Below are 15,265 nucleotides of genomic sequence, written 5' to 3' on the forward strand. Positions count from 1 at the left end.
GTCGGCAAGAGCGTGACGTTCAGCACCCTGATACCCAGTTCGGATCCCTGTTCGACAGGCGGCAGCTGTTGGCTGATGGCACAGGATCTCGCCTCGGGTGGACGCATGAATTATCAGCCTTTCCACTTGGGCGTCCCCGGCATCGGCAGCGTCGGTGGCATACAGTTCAGTACAGCCGCCGCGGGCAGCCCCAGCTTCTTTGGTGGCGCCCTGGCGGGCTCGACCAAAGGCGGCCAGTTCTATCAGCTGCCATTCATGACCGGCGAAGAAGGACGGAAATCCTGGCGTATCATCCGCTGATCCTGACTTTGCTATAGGAGCAAACGCGTCATGCACAACAATCCACTCTCCAGAATTGCATTCACCTGCATTCTGTTAATGGTTTTTGCCAACGCCTCCGCTATTGACACCATTGGTACGACCAGCGAAAAAATCGGCACCTTGCAGGCGCTGAATTTCTCGGATGCGGTTGTCACGTTGAATGACGGTAGCAGCTATCAAATTGATCCAGGATACCTTGCCGAGCTTCAGACCACGCTCGTTAAGCAGCCGGATGCGTTGAAACCGGGGATGATGGTGCGACTGCATATTCTCACTCTGCCCGCCTCAGGGGGAGGCATAACCATGAAAGTCGTCACCAAGATCCAACCCATTATTAGCCGAAGCACGCCGGGCGAGTAGAACAGAAATGACTATTGGTCCCCACCCTGGATACGCATCAATATTGGATTAAAACAGGAGTGCTTATGCTGTCCCATACGCCAAACCTGCGCCGCAACCATGGCTTCACCTTGATCGAGTTGATGACGGTGGTGGCCATTCTGTCCCTTATCTCGATTGTCGCTGTGCCGGCCTACCTAAACTACGCTCGCAAGGCCAAGCGCACCGACGCCGTTACGCTTTTGCAGGAAGCAGCGAGCAAACAGGAGCGTTATTACACCACCAATAATTCCTATGCCAAAAGCATGAGCCAGCTCGGCTACAGCAGCGATCCGGTCAGCACATCAAGCAAGGCATATACCGTTTCCGTAACTAATGTTACTCCCGCTGGTTGTACCGGGTTGGCTGGCGCCAACGCCTGTTTCACTTATACGCTTACCGCCGCCCCCGTTGGCAGCCAAGGCAATGACGACTGCGGCAGTTTTACCCTGAATTACCTCGGCACCAAGGGATTACAAGGCAATTCTCCTTCCGTAACCGTGCAGGATTGCTGGCGTTAATCTTGATTCCTACCGGATACAAAAAAGGGGCCGCAGGCCCCTTTTTTGTTGATGCGTCAAAACCCTTTAGTCACCACGCAACGCGTTTGGCAAACTGAAGGTAATGTGCTCTTCGCGACCTTTGGCCTCGGATACCTGATCCATCCCTCTGGCTCGCAACGCCTCCACCACCTGCTTCACCAGTACCTCTGGCGCAGACGCACCGGCTGTTACGCCGATATGGTTCTTACCTGAAAGCCACGCGTCACGGATATCCGCAGGGCCATCGATCAGGTAAGCATTCGTACCGCGTTTTTGTGCAATCTCCCGCAATCGGTTCGAATTCGAGCTGTTGGGCGAACCTACAACCAGAATCAGATCGCACTCGTCCGCCAGTGATTTCACGGCATCCTGGCGGTTTTGCGTGGCGTAGCAGATATCATCCTTGCGCGGCCCGTGAATGGCGGGAAAGGCCTCGCGCAATGCGTCGATCACATCGGCGGTATCGTCCATGGACAGCGTGGTCTGGGTCACGTAAATCTCCCCGCCCTGGCTCCGATCATACTGCCCCATGGTGCCTTCCACTTCGGGATGGCCGGCGTGGCCGATCAACACCGTTTCCCGACCTTCCTTGCAGTAGCGGGTGACCTCGAGATGCACCTTGGTAACCAGCGGGCAGGTTGCGTCGAACACGCTCAGGCCGCGCCGTTCCGCCTCGTGACGCACGGCCTGGGATACACCATGGGCACTGAATATCACCGTTGCGCCATCGGGCACCTCGTCGAGTTCCTCGACGAAGACAGCACCCTTTTCCCGCAAGCCGTCGACCACAAACCGGTTGTGGACCACTTCGTGGCGTACGTAGATCGGTGCGCCGTAGATTTCCAGCGCGCGTTCGACAATCTCGATCGCACGATCAACACCGGCGCAAAAACCGCGCGGATTGGCGAGAAGGACATCCATCACTCAACACCCGTTACTGATGCATCCCGCCGCAAACTAGTCTGCGCTCTGGACATCGAGAATTTCCACCCGGTAGGTCAGGGCATGCCCGGCCAGGGGGTGATTGAAATCGACGGTAACGACCTCATCATTCATTGATACGACACGCCCCGCCACAGTCTCATCGCCGGGTGTGATGAACTCGATCAACATACCCGGTTCGATCTCGAAGTCTCCCTGCAGATCAGCGCGGGGCATCTCCTGCACTGCATCCGGGTCCGGGTAGCCGAACCCCTGGTCCGGGTCGATACCCACCGTCTGTTCCTGTCCGGGTTTGAGCCCGATCAGGGGGAGTTCAAGACTTTCATCCAGGGTGCCGTCTCCCATGACGAATTCCAGCGGTTCCCCACCGAAAGTCTCGTCAGCCAATGTGCCGTCTTCCAGCGTAATGGCATAGTGCATATACCTCATCGGGCAGTGCGCCGTGTGCCGAATACGGCGTGCAACACCAGAATGGTCGCACCGACGGTAATCGCCGAATCCGCCAGATTGAAAGTCGGCCAGTAATAACTGCGGAAATACCATTGAATGAAATCGACGACATGCCCGCGCAATACGCGGTCGATTACGTTACCAAGCGCACCACCCAGCACCAGCGCCAGCCCGAGCGCCATCCACCCTTCACCGGGTTTCAGTCTGCGCAGCCAGATGACGATGATCGCACTCACCACCAGAGCCAGCATGATGAAGAACCAGCGTTGCCAGCCACCCGCCGCACTCAGGAAGCTGAAGGCGGCACCGGTGTTGAACATCAGATTCCAGTTAAAAAACCCCGGGATCACCGATACCGGCAAACCGGGCTGCAGCCAGGCAAGCGCCGCCTGCTTGGTGAGCTGATCCAGCACGATCACCGCAAAAGAAAGCCAAAGCCATCTCATCAGATACAGTCTGCCGGTCAGGCGAAGCGCCGCTGCTCACCGGCACCGTCCACGTTGCTCACGCAGCGCCCGCAAAGCTCGGGGTGACTCTGGTCACTGCCGACGTCTTCACGATGATGCCAGCAGCGCACGCATTTTTGATATTGGCAACGGTACACACGCACGAACACTTCGCCATCCTCACCCAGATCAATTGCAGCGGCATCGGCCGGACGCTCGTCGGCGGGGCGCACATGCGCGTAGGACGTCAGCAGCACGAAGCGCAGTTCATCACCCAACGATTCCAGCTGGGTGCGCAACTCGCCATCGCAGAATAACTCGACTTCCGCATCCAGACCGGAGCCGATTTCGCCGGCGGCCCGCAACCGCTCCAGCTCGCGGTTAACACCCTGACGAATGTGCAGCATCCTGTCCCACCATGCCGCGTTCATCGGCGCTTCCTCATCCAGGGCGAACAGCGCCTCATACCAGGTGCTGAACCATACCGTTTCCGCACGATGCCCCGGGATGTGCTGCCAGATCTCCTCGGCCGTAAAGCTCAGGATCGGGGCAAGCCAACGGGTCAGCGCCTCGACGATGTGGTACATCGCCGACTGCGCGGACCGTCGCGCCACGCTGTCCTGACGTGTCGTGTACTGCCGGTCCTTGATGATATCGAGATAAAAACTGCCCATTTCCACGGCGCAGAAGTTATGCACCGCCTGATAAATCGCGTGGAACTGGTACCGGTCGTACGCCGCCGTCACCTGCCGCTGCAGATGAAAGGCCCGGTCCACGGCCCATCGATCCAGCGGCAGCATCTGTTCCGCCGGCAGCAGATTCTCGGCGGGATCGAAGCCGTTCAGGTTGGCGAGCAGAAAGCGTGCGGTGTTACGGATACGCCGATAGGCATCCGCCGTGCGCTTGAAGATTTCATCGGAGACGGTCATCTCGCCGCGATAATCGGTCGCCGCAACCCACAGTCGCAGGATGTCCGCGCCGAGGCTGTCCGCCACCTTCTGCGGTTCCACGCCATTGCCCCTGGACTTGGACATTTTGTGTCCCTTGACGTCCACGGTAAAACCATGGGTCAGGGCGGCGCCGTATGGGGCCTCACCGTGCATCGCGACCGAGGTGAGCAGCGAAGACTGGAACCAGCCGCGGTGCTGGTCTGAACCTTCCAGATACAGTTCGGCGGGAAACCGCAGCTCTTCGCGTCTCTCCAGCACGCAGGCATGGGTCACACCGGAGTCGAACCAGACGTCGAGCGTATCGGTCACCTTTTCGTAGTCGGCCGCATCCTCGCCCAACAGTTCGCCCGGGTCGAGTTCGAACCAGGCATCGACACCGGCTTCCTCCACCCGCATGGCCACCGCCTCGAGCAGGCGCGTCGTTTCCGGATGCAATGCACCGGTCTCGCGATGCACGAACAGCGCGATGGGCACACCCCAGGTGCGCTGGCGCGAAATGCACCAGTCGGGGCGATTCTCGACCATGCCGTGGATGCGCGCCTTGCCCCATTCCGGCAGCCACTCCACGGCATCGATGGCCTTCAGCGTAGCCTCTCGCAGGCCCGCCTGCTCCATGCTGATGAACCACTGCGGCGTGGCGCGGAAGATGGTCGGCGTCTTGTGCCGCCAGCAATGCGGATAGCTGTGGCGGATCTTCTCTTCGGTCACCAGGGTGCCGTGCTCCTGCAGCACCTCGATCACATGGCCGTTGGCCTTGTGTACCGACTCGCCGGCGAACAACGGCGTATCGGGTAGAAACCGGCCGTCCGAACCCACCGGATTATCGATCGGCAGCTTGTACTTCTGGGCGACCTGGAAGTCCTCCAGACCGTGGCCGGGCGCGGTATGCACGGCGCCCGTACCCGCGTCGGTCGTCACATGTTCGCCCAGGATGACCGGCACCTCGCGATCGTAGAAGGGATGGCGCAGCATCTGGCCTTCCAGCGCTGCGCCTTTGCAACGCCCGACCACCTGCGCATCCTGCAATCCGTAACGCGTCAGCGCCGCTTCGCTCAGCGCCTCGGCCAACAGCAGCCGCTCGCTGCCATTCTGTACCAGCACGTATTCCAGCTCAGGATGCAGCGCCACCGCCTGGTTGGCCGGCAGCGTCCACGGTGTGGTGGTCCAGATCACCACCGAGATCGGCCCTTCGCCCCCGGCGCCGCACTGCTTGGCGAAACCGGCCTGATCGACGGCCTCGAAGCGCACGTCGATGGCATGCGAGGTCTTGTCCTCGTATTCGACTTCCGCCTCGGCCAGGGCGGAGCCGCAGTCCACGCACCAGTGCACCGGTTTCTCGCCCTTGAGCAGGTGCCCCGCGGCGATGATGCGGGCCAGCGAACGCAGGATGTCCGCCTCGAACCGGTAGTCCATGGTGAGGTAGGGATTTTCCCAGTCACCCATCACGCCAAGGCGGCGGAAGTCCTTGCGCTGGGTATCGACCTGGGTGGCCGCGTAATCGCGGCAGGCCTGACGGAACGTGCGCGCATCGACCTCATGGCCTGCCTTGCCGACTTTTTTCTCGACCATGAGCTCGATCGGCAGCCCGTGGCAGTCCCAACCCGGCACGTAAGGCGCATCGAATCCGGCCAGCGTTTTGCTCTTGACGATGATGTCCTTGAGCACCTTGTTGACCGCATGACCGAGGTGAATCTCGCCGTTTGCGTAAGGGGGACCGTCGTGCAGGATGAATTTTTCACGCCCCTCGCAATGCTCGCGCAGGCGGGCATACAGCCGCGTCTCTTCCCATGCCTGCAGCATCTCCGGCTCGCGTTTGGCCAGATTCCCGCGCATCGGAAAGTCCGTATGCGGAAGGTTGAGGGTATTCTTGTAATCGGTCACAGGTTGTATCCGGTTGTTTCATTCATGTGGCGGAGCCCATTCGACCCGCCCGGGTTTTCTCAGGTCCGTATCTCATGCTCGCTGAAAAACCCGTGCGCGTTCTCAATATCACGGGCTATCTGCCGCTTCAAATCATCCAGCGAGGGGAAACGCATCTCCTCACGCAAACGGGCCAGCAGCTCCACCTGCAGGCAACGACCGTACAGGTCGCCCTCGTAATCCAGCAAGTGCACTTCCAGCAGCTCCCGTTCGCCACCCACCGTCGGCCGGCGCCCGATGTTCGCCACCCCGAAGCGCGGCGCCGGTGCGGCACCGCGCACCCTGACCGCAAACACGCCATGCACCGGCGTGCAGCGCCGGCCCAGGGAGAGGTTCGCCGTGGGAAAGCCGATGCTGCGTCCACGCTTGTCGCCGTGCATGACCCGGCCTGACAGCGCATAGGGCCGGCCGAGCAGCCGCGCGGCCTGGTCGAGCCGGCCCGAGACCAGCGCGTCGCGCACCCGCGTGCTGCTGATCCGCTCACCGTCCAGGGGGTAGGTCGGCATGCGCTCCACGGCAAAGCCGTGCTTCTCGCCTACCGACTGGAGCTTGGCGAAATCGCCTTCCCGGTTGTGGCCGAAGCGGAAGTCGTCCCCCACCACCAGGTGGCGGACCCGAAGCCGGTCCAGCAGGATGTCCCGAATAAAGTCATCGGCATGCTGGTCCGCGAACGCCCCGTTGAACCGCTGGCAGTAGAGATAGTCCAGCCCCAGATCCGCCAGCGCCAACACCTTTTCGCGCAGCCGTGTCAGCCGGGCCGGTGTTTGCTGCGGCGCGAAATATTCACGCGGCAACGGCTCGAAGGTCATCAGCACCGCCGGCACCGCCAGACGCCTGGCCGCGCCGATCAACTCGGCGATCACCGCCTGGTGACCGAGATGCACGCCGTCGAAATTCCCGATGGTAAGCGCACACCCGTCAGGCAGGAGGTCCTGATTGAGATCGCCTCGAATGAGCCGCATCGCTGCCCTGGATAAAAGGGCGATTATATATGAGTGAGGGGTGGGGAGTGAGGGGGATACAGACGGGTTTTTACCGTTCTGTCCGGCCTTACGGCCTTTTGTTCAGCTCAGCCCGTACTCCTTCAGCTTACGGTACAGGGTGCGTTCGCTGATGCCCAGGTCTTCGGCGACCCGTCTGCGGTGCCCTCTGTGCTGGTCCAGCAATCCCGCGATATGGCGCGCCTCCATCTCCCGCAACGGTAAGGCCTGCTGTGCGCCGCGGGCTGCCGCCGCATTTTCCCTGGGCAGGTCGGGACACAGATTGAGGTCCTCACGCCCGATTGCGCCGTCGCGGCTCATCGTCACGGCACGTTGCAGCACGTTGCGCAGCTCCCGCACGTTGCCGGGGAAGTCGTAACGGCCCAGGCATTCCAGCGCATCCCGGCTCAGGTAACAGCGCCGGCCGTTGTCCAGACAGACCTGATTCAGCAGGGTATCCGCCAGGGCGGGGATATCCTCGCGGCGCTGCCGCAGCGGGGGAATACGCACCGTGATGCAGGCCAGGCGGTAAAACAGATCCTGGCGGAAATCGCCGCCTTGCACCCGCTCCAGCAGGCGCCGATTGGTCGCGGCGACCACACGGACATTCACCCGCAGCATCTCCCGCCCGCCGACCCGCCGGAACTCACCGCTTTCCAGCAGGCGCAGCAGCTTGGTCTGCAGGTTCAAAGGCAGTTCGCCGATCTCGTCCAGGAACAGGGTGCCGCCGTCCGCCCGCTCCACCAGTCCCGCCTTGCGGCCGATACAACCGGTGAAGGCGCCCGCCTCGTGGCCGAACAATTCCGCCTCGAACAGCGATTCGGTCAGGGTGGTGCAATCGACGCTGACGAATTCCGCCTCCCGACGCGGGCTACGCGCATGAACGAACTGCGCCGCAAGCTCCTTGCCCACACCGCTTTCACCCTCGATCAGGATACTGGCCTGGGAATCAGCGGCCCGGCTGAGCTGCTCCACCGCGCGCAGGAATACGGGGGAGTAGCCGATCATGCGGTTGCCGCAGGCCGCCTCGTCGCGCGGGGTCGCAAGGCGGTGGATGGACTCTCCCAGCAACGGCTCGCCCTCGGGTCCGGGGATGCTGTGACCGAGGATGCGCACCTTTTCCGCCTGGCCGCCGTGATCGTAGTGGATGTGCAGCACCTCGTGGGTTTCACCGGTGTTGAACACCTGCTGATGCGGACAGTCCTCGCCATGCAGATGGCAGGGGCTCTCCAGATGATGGGACACCTCATAACAGTGATGCCCCAGCAACTCGCGATCCTCCACGCCGTACGCCTCGTGATAGGCGCGATTCGCCGCCACGATGCGGTACTCGCGATCGATGAGAACGAACGGATTTTCCTGAACGTCGATCAGGGACTGGATGGTCGCGGCCGGTTGTTTCGCCATAGGTATGCGCCTCGTTTATGACATTATGTCATGACCTTTTTGACATGTCATGACGCATCGCCCCGTCAGACTTCTCGATCCATCTCCGCATAATCCGCAAAAACAATCGCTTAGCGGTGTGGCATATCTGATGCATCGCCTCAGGATGCAGACTCGATTTCATGCGCGGTCAGGATCGGCCGCGCCCGCTCAATCGACCTAGACGACAACCCCGAGGGTCTACACGTCATGTCCAAAGTCAGCATCATCATCACCTCAGGCTCGCGCGAAAAACTCCAGTTCGCCGCCATGATGGCTTCCGTCGCCGCGGTCAGCGCGTACGAAGTCACCGTATTTCTGTCCATGAACGCCATGCCGTATTTCGCCAACACGCACGAGGGCGGCGCGCCAACCGAAGGCGAGCTGGGCAGGCTCATGGAGGAAAAGAACGTGCCCGACTTCATGGAACTGTTCGAACAGGCCGTCGAACTGGGTGACGCCAAGATCTATCCCTGCTCCATGGCCATGGACGTCATGGGCATTCACAAGGACGACGTCAAACCCTTTCTTGCCGAACCCCTGGGCCTGACCAAATTCATGAGCATGGCCGAAGGCGGCCAATGCTGGTCCTTTTGATCCATCACACCATCGAGGAAGCCGTATATGTCCGAACGCAAGATCATCGATGCCCGCGGCACTTATTGCCCGGGCCCGCTAATGGAGTTGATCGCCGGCATCAAGCAGATCGAAGTCGGCGACGAACTTGAAGTCCTCTCCACCGACGAAGGCTCCGCCAACGACATCCCCGAGTGGGTCAACAAGGTGGGCCACGAACTGGTCGGCACCACCCAGGAAGGCGACGTCTGGCACGTGGTGGTCAGAAAAGCGAAATAACACATACCCAGATTTCGGCGCAGCCGCTCGCCGGGAAGACATGCCAACACAAACAGACAGCGGCACCCACTATCACCGATATACCCTAAAGGAGGAGCTCAGATGAAAATACTGATCATCGGTGGCGGGATGGGCGGCACCATTCTCGCGAACAACCTGGCCCGCCGGCTGAAACACGAAATCAAGCATGGCAAGGCGCACATCACCATGCTGTCGGCTTCCGACCAGCACATGTACCAGCCCGGCCTGCTCTACGTCTGCGTCGGGCGCATGGCGCCGGACGAGCTGTACCGCGAACAGGCCTCGCTGCTGGAACCCGAGATCGAGTTTCACGTCGATCCGGTCGAGGAGTTCCATCTCGACCAGAACAGCGTCAAGACCAAATCGGGCAAGACCTACGATTACGACGCCCTGGTTATTTCCACCGGTTCGCGCGCGGCGCCCGAGGCCGTTCCGGGCCTGGCCGAGCATTCGGTCAATTGCTACACCGAGCAAAACGCGCTGGAGATGTGGCGCCAGGTCAAGAACTTCAAGGGCGGCAAGGTCGGCATCGTCGTCGGCGTACCGCACAAGTGCCCGATGATCCCGCTGGAAGTCACTTTCGTGCTGCATGACTACTTCAAGGAAAAAGGCATCGCCGACCAGGTCGAGTTCCACTACACCTACCCTATTGGCCGCCTGCACTCCCTGGAACCGGTAGGCAAATGGGCCGAGGGCGAATTCGCCAACATGGGCATCAACACCACGACCCTGTTCAACATGAAGGAGGTGGACGGCAGCGGCAAGGTGGTGCACAGCGAAGAGGGCGAAACCGTCGAATACGACCTGCTCATCTCAGTACCGCCGCATCGCGGCATGGAGGTCATCGAAAAGAACGGCCTCGGCGCGAACGGCTTCATCCCCACCGACCGCCACAGCCTGAAGATGGAGGGCCAGGACAACGTCTACGTCATCGGTGACACCACCAACCTGCCGATCTCCAAGGCGGGCTCCACGGCGCACTTCGAGGCCGAGGCCCTGGCCGAGAACCTGGCCGCCCTGGTCAAGCTGGGCGAACCGGTGCGCGATTACGACGGCAAGGTGTTCTGCTTCATCGAGGCCGGCAAGGATCGCGCCACCTACGCGATGTTCGACTACGGGCATCCGCCCGCGCCCAAGGCGCCGAACAAGGCGGTGCACTGGTTCAAGATGGCCTACAACCAGCTCTACTGGGCATCGGCACGCGGACTGCTTTAAAGGAGGTCAATCATGACCGAATCTGCAACCGTAGAAAGCACCTCCCGCGCCCGCGCCGAGGCCCTGGTCGAGGAACTCGTCGACAACGGCGATCTGGACAACCTGGTCCATCTGGCCCGGCTGGTCGGCTCCGCGCAGGACGCGCTGACCGACGACATGGTCGGGCGCCTGGCCGGTACCCTGGGCGGCGGACTGGACATGCTCGACCGCGCCAACCGCAGCGGGATTGTTCACGCCCTGCCGGCCATCGCCGAGCTGGTCGAAAACGGCGACCTGGAACGCGTCGTCCATATGGCCCGTCTGCTCGGCTCGGCGCAGGATGCGCTGACCGACGACATGGTCGGACGTCTGGCCGGCACCGTCGGGGGCGGGCTGGACATGCTCGACCGCGCCAACCGCAGCGGGATTGTCCACGCCCTGCCGGCCATCGCCGAGCTGGTCGAAAACGGCGACCTGGAACGCATCGTTCACCTGGCCCGCCTGGTCGGCTCCGCGCAGGACGCGCTGACCGACGACATGATCGGGCGCCTCGCCCGGGTCGCCAGCGAAAGCCTCTGCCTGCTCGACCGGCTGACGCGCTCCGACGGCTTCATGCGCATGCTCGGCATCCTCGAGCGCGAGGACGTGCAGGAGGCCTTTACGGCATTCCTGGAAGCCGTCTGCGTGGCGCGCAGCGAGGCGAGGGAGGCGCCGCCCCCCAAGGGCGGTCTGGGCAACATGATCAAGCTGGCCAAGGACCCGGATACCCAGGCCGCCATGCAGCTCATGGCCGGCATGGGCAAGCACCTGGCCCAGAAGTAATCCGTGAAACGAGCCCGGGCGCGGAGCGCGCCCGGGCTTAATCGGTCACCCGCTCGAACTGGCCCGGGCGGATCCCCAGGGCCAGCCCCACGAGCAGATAAGTCAGTCCGCCGGCCAGAATCAGCCCACCCAGCCAAAGCACGCGATGCAGCGCCGGCCACTGGGTCCAGGCCGCCAGCGGCGGGCTGAGCCAGGCGAGCAGCCCCACCATGGCGGCACCCGCCACCATCACCCGCACCAGCAGGCCCGTCCAACCCGGCGCGGCGCGATGCACCCCCGTATGGCGCAGACGCCGGTACAGCAGCCCTGCGTTCAGCCAGGCCGACAGGGCGGTGGCAAGCGCCAGACCGGCATGCGGGCCCGGCGTGTGCGTCATCACCCAGGGCACCACGATGGCCACGTTCATGCCCATGTTGGCGACCATGGCGATGACGCCGATGCGCACCGGCGTCGCGGTGTCCTGGCGGGAATAAAACGCCGGCGCCAGCACCTTGATCAGAATGAACGCCGGCAGGCCGACCGCGAAGGCCATCAGGCTCATGGCCGCCATGCGGGTGTCCTCGGGACTGAAAGCGCGGTACTGGATCAAGGCGGAGAGAATCGGCCCGGCGAGCATGATCAGCCCCAGCATCGCGGGTACCGCGATGAACACCGACAACCGCAGCGCCCAGTCCAGGGTGGCGCTGAACCCGGCGGGGTCCTGCTGCGCGTGGTGACGCGACAGCCCCGGCAGGATCACCGTCCCGATCGCGATGCCGAACAGCGCCAGCGGCAGTTCGACGAATCGGTCGGAGTAATACAGCCAGGAAATGCTGCCCGCCGCCAGGAACGAGGCGATCAGCGTATCCACCAGCAGGTTGATCTGCACCACGGACGACCCGAACAGCGCGGGCAGCATCAGGCGCATGATGCGCTTCACTCCCGCATGGACGAAGTCGACGCGCAGCCGCGGCATCAGCCCCGCCCGCATCAGAAACGGCAGCTGGAACAGGAGCTGCACCACGCCGGCGATGAGCACGCCCCAGGCCAGCGCCGTCACCGGCTGCGCCAGATGCGGCGCCAGCCACAGGGTGACGCCGATCAGTGACAGATTGAGGAATACCGGCGTGAACGCCGGCACCGCAAAGCGCCCCAGGCTGTTCAGGATGCCGCCGGCCAGCGCCGTCATGGAGATGAACAGCAGATAGGGGAAGGTGAGGCGCAGCATGGCGGAAGCCAGCTCGTGACGCGCCGCATCGTGCACGAAACCCGGCGCGAACACGGTGATCAGCAGCGGCGCGGCCAGGACGCCCAATGCAGTGATCAACGCCAGCACCAGCGACAGGGTACCGGCCACATGGTCGACCAGATCCTTCAGGTCGCGCTCGTCGCGGTGCTCGCGGTATTCGGCGAACACCGGCACGAAGGCCTGTGAAAAAGCGCCTTCGGCGAACAGGCGGCGCAGGAAATTCGGAATCCGGAAGGCGACGAAAAAGGCGTCGGTCATGCCGCTGGCGCCGAAATGGACCGCGATGACCATATCCCGCAAATAGCCGAACAGGCGCGAAATAAGAGTCATGCCGCTGACCACGGCCGTGGATCGGAACAGTTTCATGACAGCGCGTCTCGGTGGGGAGTTATTGTTCGTGTCATACGCATGCAACACCGGCGGCCTAATGTGTACCACCCCGAGTTCCCGGCAGCGTTCGGCTCGGTATAAGAACACAGCCAAAGGGAAAGATCATGGCCGACAGCGACAAGATATCCTCCCTCGCCGTCTTCGTGCCGCCGGTGCTCGCGGATTATACGGTGACCGCCACCAGTGAGGCATTCCTCCTGGATGAATACGCCCAGAGCCTGTCCCTGCCCGTGGTCGACGAGCGCGGCCGTCCGCTCGGCACCATCAGCCGTTACCGCATGATGGATATCTTTTTCCGCCCCTTCGGACGCGAACTGCACGGCAAGCGCCCGGTTTCAGAGGTCATGGACCGCGCCCTGCTGCTGAATGCCGACACCCCGCTGGACAAGGCCGGCGCCCTGGTCACCAGCAGCATCTCGCATCCGGTAACGGAGGACTTCTTCCTGATCCGCGACGGCGAGTATTACGGCGCGGTCAGCGTCATGGCGCTGGTAGAGGCGCTGCAGGACCGGCTGGCCGCCAGTTCCCACGAGCTGTCGCTGGCTTACGGGCGCCTCAAGGCCTCGCACGGCCAGCTGGTGCAGACCGAAAAAATGGCCAGCCTGGGTCAGATGGTTGCCGGCCTGGCGCATGAGATCAACACCCCGCTCGGTTACGTACGCAACAATCTGGAGCTGGTGCGCGAGCAGCTCACGCCCATCACCGACACCGTCACGGCCGCCGAGCATCTGATGCACGCCGTTCGCGGCAGCGCAAACGACGCCCCTCAGCCGGGGCTCGATCAGCACGCCAAACTGCTGGAATCGCACCTCGAGGTGCTCGCCCCGCAGGAACTGCTGCCCGAGCTCGGCCAGGTCTTCGACGACACCCTGCACGGGGTGGACCGCATCGCCGAACTGATCCTGAACCTCAAGAACTTCGCCCGCCTGGACCAGGCCGACACCACCGAGGCGAATATCAACGCTCTGCTCGACAGCGCCCTGACCATCGCGGGACATCTGCTCAAGAACCGCGTCCAGGTGCAGCGCGAATACGGTGAACTGCCGCCCCTGTCGTGCGCGCCGTCCCACCTCAATCAGGTGTTCCTGAACATGCTGAGCAACGCCGCACAGGCCATCGAGGGCGAAGGGCGCATCCTGATTCGCACCTGGGCGGACGATGCGGACATCAATATCGTTTTCCAGGATTCCGGCAAGGGGATCGAGGCCGAGAATCTGAAAAAAATATTCGATCCGTTTTTCACTACCAAACCCGTGGGCCAGGGAACCGGCATGGGCCTCTCCATCAGCTACCAGATCGTGCGCCAGCACGGCGGGCGCATCCGGGTGGGGTCCAAGCCGGGCGTGGGAACCAAATTTCATATTCAGCTTCCGGTACGCCAGCAGCAGAGGGAGGAACCACCCGACAACCTAGCGGAGGTCAACTATGCCTGAATCGAAAGCCCGCATCCTGTTCGTGGACGACGAAGAGCGCATCCTGCGTTCCCTCAAGCTCATGTTCCGCGGCCAATACCAGATCGAAACCGCGAACAGCGGCGAGGAGGCGATCGAACTCCTGCAGCGCCAACCGGTGGACGTGATCGTCAGCGACCAGCGCATGCCCGGCATGCAGGGCACCGAGGTGCTGCGCAACGCCCGTGAAATCGCCCCCGATGCCGTGCGCATCCTGCTGACCGGTTATTCCGACATGGATGCCATCGTCGGCTCGGTCAACGATGGCGAGATCTTCCGCTACATCCACAAACCCTGGCGTCCCGATGCGATCCGCGACACGCTGGCACAGGCGGTGGACATCGCGCGCAACACGCGCGACGCCGTCCAGCAGCCGGTCCCGGCTCCGGAACCGACGCAGGCTGACGCGGGCGACATGCCGATCGTGCTGGTCATCGACCAGGATCCCGCCCTGCAGCAGCTGGTGCGCGAACGCGTCGGCGACCGCTTCCAGGTCCTGGCCGTCACCAAGGTGGACGAGGCGCTGGGTAAGCTCGTCTCCGAGGACATCGCCATCATCGTCACCGAGCTCCACATCGACGGCATCAACCTCAGCCCGGTCATCAAGTCCCTCAAGCACAACAACCCCGGGGTGCCGGCCCTGGTGGTGACCAACTTCCAGGACAACGGCGCGCTGATCGACCTCATCAATCAGGGCCAGATCTTCCGTTTTCTGCGCAAGCCGGTCAGCGCCAAGCTGCTGGCCAGCGGCATCGAGCAGGCCTATCAGCACCAGCGCGCACTCAAGGCGGACCCCCGCCTCGCCGCCCGCTATGCCGTGGAGGAGCAGAACGAAACCTCCCTGCGCGCCCTGCCCGCGCAGATCATGGGCTTTATCCGCCGCCTGGGCGGCGCACGCGCCAATCCGGCCGGGGCCGAATGACCGCAGCGCGGGCGTAAGCGCGCGAGCT

General features: G+C 62.6%; 16 protein-coding genes. 9 read left to right on the forward strand and 7 right to left on the reverse strand.

What is annotated here, in order from left to right:
• From P8Y64_06900 to P8Y64_06910, 3 genes are all read left to right on the forward strand, one after another.
• Positions 1 to 300: hypothetical protein (locus tag P8Y64_06900; protein ID MEJ2060200.1), on the forward strand; the 300-nt coding region annotated here is incomplete at its 5' end.
• Between the two features lie 30 nt (positions 301 to 330).
• Entirely contained in the window at positions 331 to 681 is a 351-nt protein-coding gene (locus tag P8Y64_06905; protein ID MEJ2060201.1) for a hypothetical protein, read from the forward strand.
• 65 nt (positions 682 to 746) lie between these two features.
• Positions 747 to 1,220 (forward strand): type IV pilin protein, encoded by a 474-nt coding sequence (locus P8Y64_06910; protein ID MEJ2060202.1) that lies wholly within the window; start codon positions 747 to 749, stop codon positions 1,218 to 1,220.
• A gap of 66 nt (positions 1,221 to 1,286) precedes the next feature.
• Here P8Y64_06910 and ispH read toward each other — a convergent pair whose 3' ends face one another.
• From ispH to P8Y64_06940, 6 genes are all read right to left on the reverse strand, one after another.
• On the reverse strand, positions 1,287 to 2,162 hold the full coding sequence (gene ispH, locus P8Y64_06915) for a 4-hydroxy-3-methylbut-2-enyl diphosphate reductase (protein MEJ2060203.1): 876 nt from the start codon (positions 2,160 to 2,162) through the stop codon (positions 1,287 to 1,289).
• 36 nt (positions 2,163 to 2,198) lie between these two features.
• Entirely contained in the window at positions 2,199 to 2,612 is a 414-nt protein-coding gene (locus P8Y64_06920) for a peptidylprolyl isomerase (protein ID MEJ2060204.1), read from the reverse strand.
• The gene (gene lspA / locus P8Y64_06925; protein ID MEJ2060205.1) at positions 2,609 to 3,079 is read right to left on the reverse strand and encodes a signal peptidase II; all 471 of its coding nucleotides are present in this window, start codon (positions 3,077 to 3,079) and stop codon (positions 2,609 to 2,611) included. The genes P8Y64_06920 and lspA overlap by 4 nt, the downstream gene beginning before the upstream one ends.
• A 17-nt stretch (positions 3,080 to 3,096) precedes the next feature.
• Complete coding sequence (gene ileS / locus P8Y64_06930) at positions 3,097 to 5,910, reverse strand: isoleucine--tRNA ligase (GenBank protein ID MEJ2060206.1); 2,814 nt, start codon at positions 5,908 to 5,910, stop codon at positions 3,097 to 3,099.
• A gap of 59 nt (positions 5,911 to 5,969) precedes the next feature.
• Positions 5,970 to 6,911, reverse strand: coding sequence for a bifunctional riboflavin kinase/FAD synthetase (gene ribF, locus P8Y64_06935; GenBank protein ID MEJ2060207.1), 942 nt, complete (start codon positions 6,909 to 6,911; stop codon positions 5,970 to 5,972).
• A 102-nt stretch (positions 6,912 to 7,013) separates the two neighbouring features.
• Positions 7,014 to 8,336 (reverse strand): sigma 54-interacting transcriptional regulator, encoded by a 1,323-nt coding sequence (locus P8Y64_06940; GenBank protein MEJ2060208.1) that lies wholly within the window; start codon positions 8,334 to 8,336, stop codon positions 7,014 to 7,016.
• Positions 8,337 to 8,564: 228 nt separating this feature from the next.
• Here P8Y64_06940 and P8Y64_06945 point away from each other — a divergent pair, with 228 nt between their 5' ends.
• The 4 genes from P8Y64_06945 (at position 8,565) to P8Y64_06960 (ending at position 11,246) form a co-directional block, all read left to right on the forward strand.
• Positions 8,565 to 8,951, forward strand: coding sequence for a DsrE/DsrF/DrsH-like family protein (locus P8Y64_06945; GenBank protein MEJ2060209.1), 387 nt, complete (start codon positions 8,565 to 8,567; stop codon positions 8,949 to 8,951).
• Positions 8,952 to 8,978: 27 nt separating this feature from the next.
• Positions 8,979 to 9,209, forward strand: a complete 231-nt coding sequence (locus P8Y64_06950) for a sulfurtransferase TusA family protein (protein ID MEJ2060210.1) — start codon at positions 8,979 to 8,981, stop codon at positions 9,207 to 9,209.
• A 102-nt stretch (positions 9,210 to 9,311) separates the two neighbouring features.
• Entirely contained in the window at positions 9,312 to 10,445 is a 1,134-nt protein-coding gene (locus P8Y64_06955; GenBank protein MEJ2060211.1) for an FAD/NAD(P)-binding oxidoreductase, read from the forward strand.
• Between the two features lie 12 nt (positions 10,446 to 10,457).
• Entirely contained in the window at positions 10,458 to 11,246 is a 789-nt protein-coding gene (locus P8Y64_06960) for a hypothetical protein (GenBank protein MEJ2060212.1), read from the forward strand.
• A 37-nt stretch (positions 11,247 to 11,283) separates the two neighbouring features.
• Here the strand turns inward: P8Y64_06960 and murJ are convergent, their stop codons facing one another.
• Entirely contained in the window at positions 11,284 to 12,840 is a 1,557-nt protein-coding gene (gene murJ, locus P8Y64_06965; GenBank protein MEJ2060213.1) for a murein biosynthesis integral membrane protein MurJ, read from the reverse strand.
• Between the two features lie 128 nt (positions 12,841 to 12,968).
• Between murJ and P8Y64_06970 the strand changes: the two genes are divergently transcribed.
• Together P8Y64_06970 and P8Y64_06975 are read left to right on the forward strand one after the other, a co-directional pair.
• Positions 12,969 to 14,297 (forward strand): ATP-binding protein, encoded by a 1,329-nt coding sequence (locus tag P8Y64_06970; protein ID MEJ2060214.1) that lies wholly within the window; start codon positions 12,969 to 12,971, stop codon positions 14,295 to 14,297.
• Positions 14,290 to 15,237 carry a response regulator gene (locus P8Y64_06975; protein ID MEJ2060215.1) on the forward strand — a complete coding sequence of 316 codons (948 nt, stop codon included), beginning with the start codon at positions 14,290 to 14,292 and terminating at the stop codon, positions 15,235 to 15,237. The genes P8Y64_06970 and P8Y64_06975 overlap by 8 nt, the downstream gene beginning before the upstream one ends.
• Positions 15,238 to 15,265: the final 28 nt, after the last annotated feature.

Source organism: Gammaproteobacteria bacterium (genome assembly GCA_037388465.1).
Taxonomy (GTDB): domain Bacteria; phylum Pseudomonadota; class Gammaproteobacteria; order SpSt-1174; family SpSt-1174; genus JARRKE01.

Bases quoted from the DNA above. Each gene is read 5' to 3' on its own strand.
- P8Y64_06940 (MEJ2060208.1), bottom strand. From the start codon at position 8,336: ATGGCGAAACAACCGGCCGCGACCATCCAGTCCCTGATCGACGTTCAG.
- P8Y64_06960 (MEJ2060212.1), top strand. From the start codon at position 10,458: ATGACCGAATCTGCAACCGTAGAAAGCACCTCCCGCGCCCGCGCCGAG.
- P8Y64_06910 (MEJ2060202.1), top strand. From the start codon at position 747: ATGCTGTCCCATACGCCAAACCTGCGCCGCAACCATGGCTTCACCTTG.
- lspA (MEJ2060205.1), bottom strand. From the start codon at position 3,079: ATGAGATGGCTTTGGCTTTCTTTTGCGGTGATCGTGCTGGATCAGCTC.
- P8Y64_06905 (MEJ2060201.1), top strand. From the start codon at position 331: ATGCACAACAATCCACTCTCCAGAATTGCATTCACCTGCATTCTGTTA.
- ribF (MEJ2060207.1), bottom strand. From the start codon at position 6,911: ATGCGGCTCATTCGAGGCGATCTCAATCAGGACCTCCTGCCTGACGGG.
- P8Y64_06920 (MEJ2060204.1), bottom strand. From the start codon at position 2,612: ATGAGGTATATGCACTATGCCATTACGCTGGAAGACGGCACATTGGCT.
- P8Y64_06955 (MEJ2060211.1), top strand. From the start codon at position 9,312: ATGAAAATACTGATCATCGGTGGCGGGATGGGCGGCACCATTCTCGCG.
- P8Y64_06950 (MEJ2060210.1), top strand. From the start codon at position 8,979: ATGTCCGAACGCAAGATCATCGATGCCCGCGGCACTTATTGCCCGGGC.
- P8Y64_06975 (MEJ2060215.1), top strand. From the start codon at position 14,290: ATGCCTGAATCGAAAGCCCGCATCCTGTTCGTGGACGACGAAGAGCGC.
- P8Y64_06945 (MEJ2060209.1), top strand. From the start codon at position 8,565: ATGTCCAAAGTCAGCATCATCATCACCTCAGGCTCGCGCGAAAAACTC.
- P8Y64_06970 (MEJ2060214.1), top strand. From the start codon at position 12,969: ATGGCCGACAGCGACAAGATATCCTCCCTCGCCGTCTTCGTGCCGCCG.
- ispH (MEJ2060203.1), bottom strand. From the start codon at position 2,162: ATGGATGTCCTTCTCGCCAATCCGCGCGGTTTTTGCGCCGGTGTTGAT.
- murJ (MEJ2060213.1), bottom strand. From the start codon at position 12,840: ATGAAACTGTTCCGATCCACGGCCGTGGTCAGCGGCATGACTCTTATT.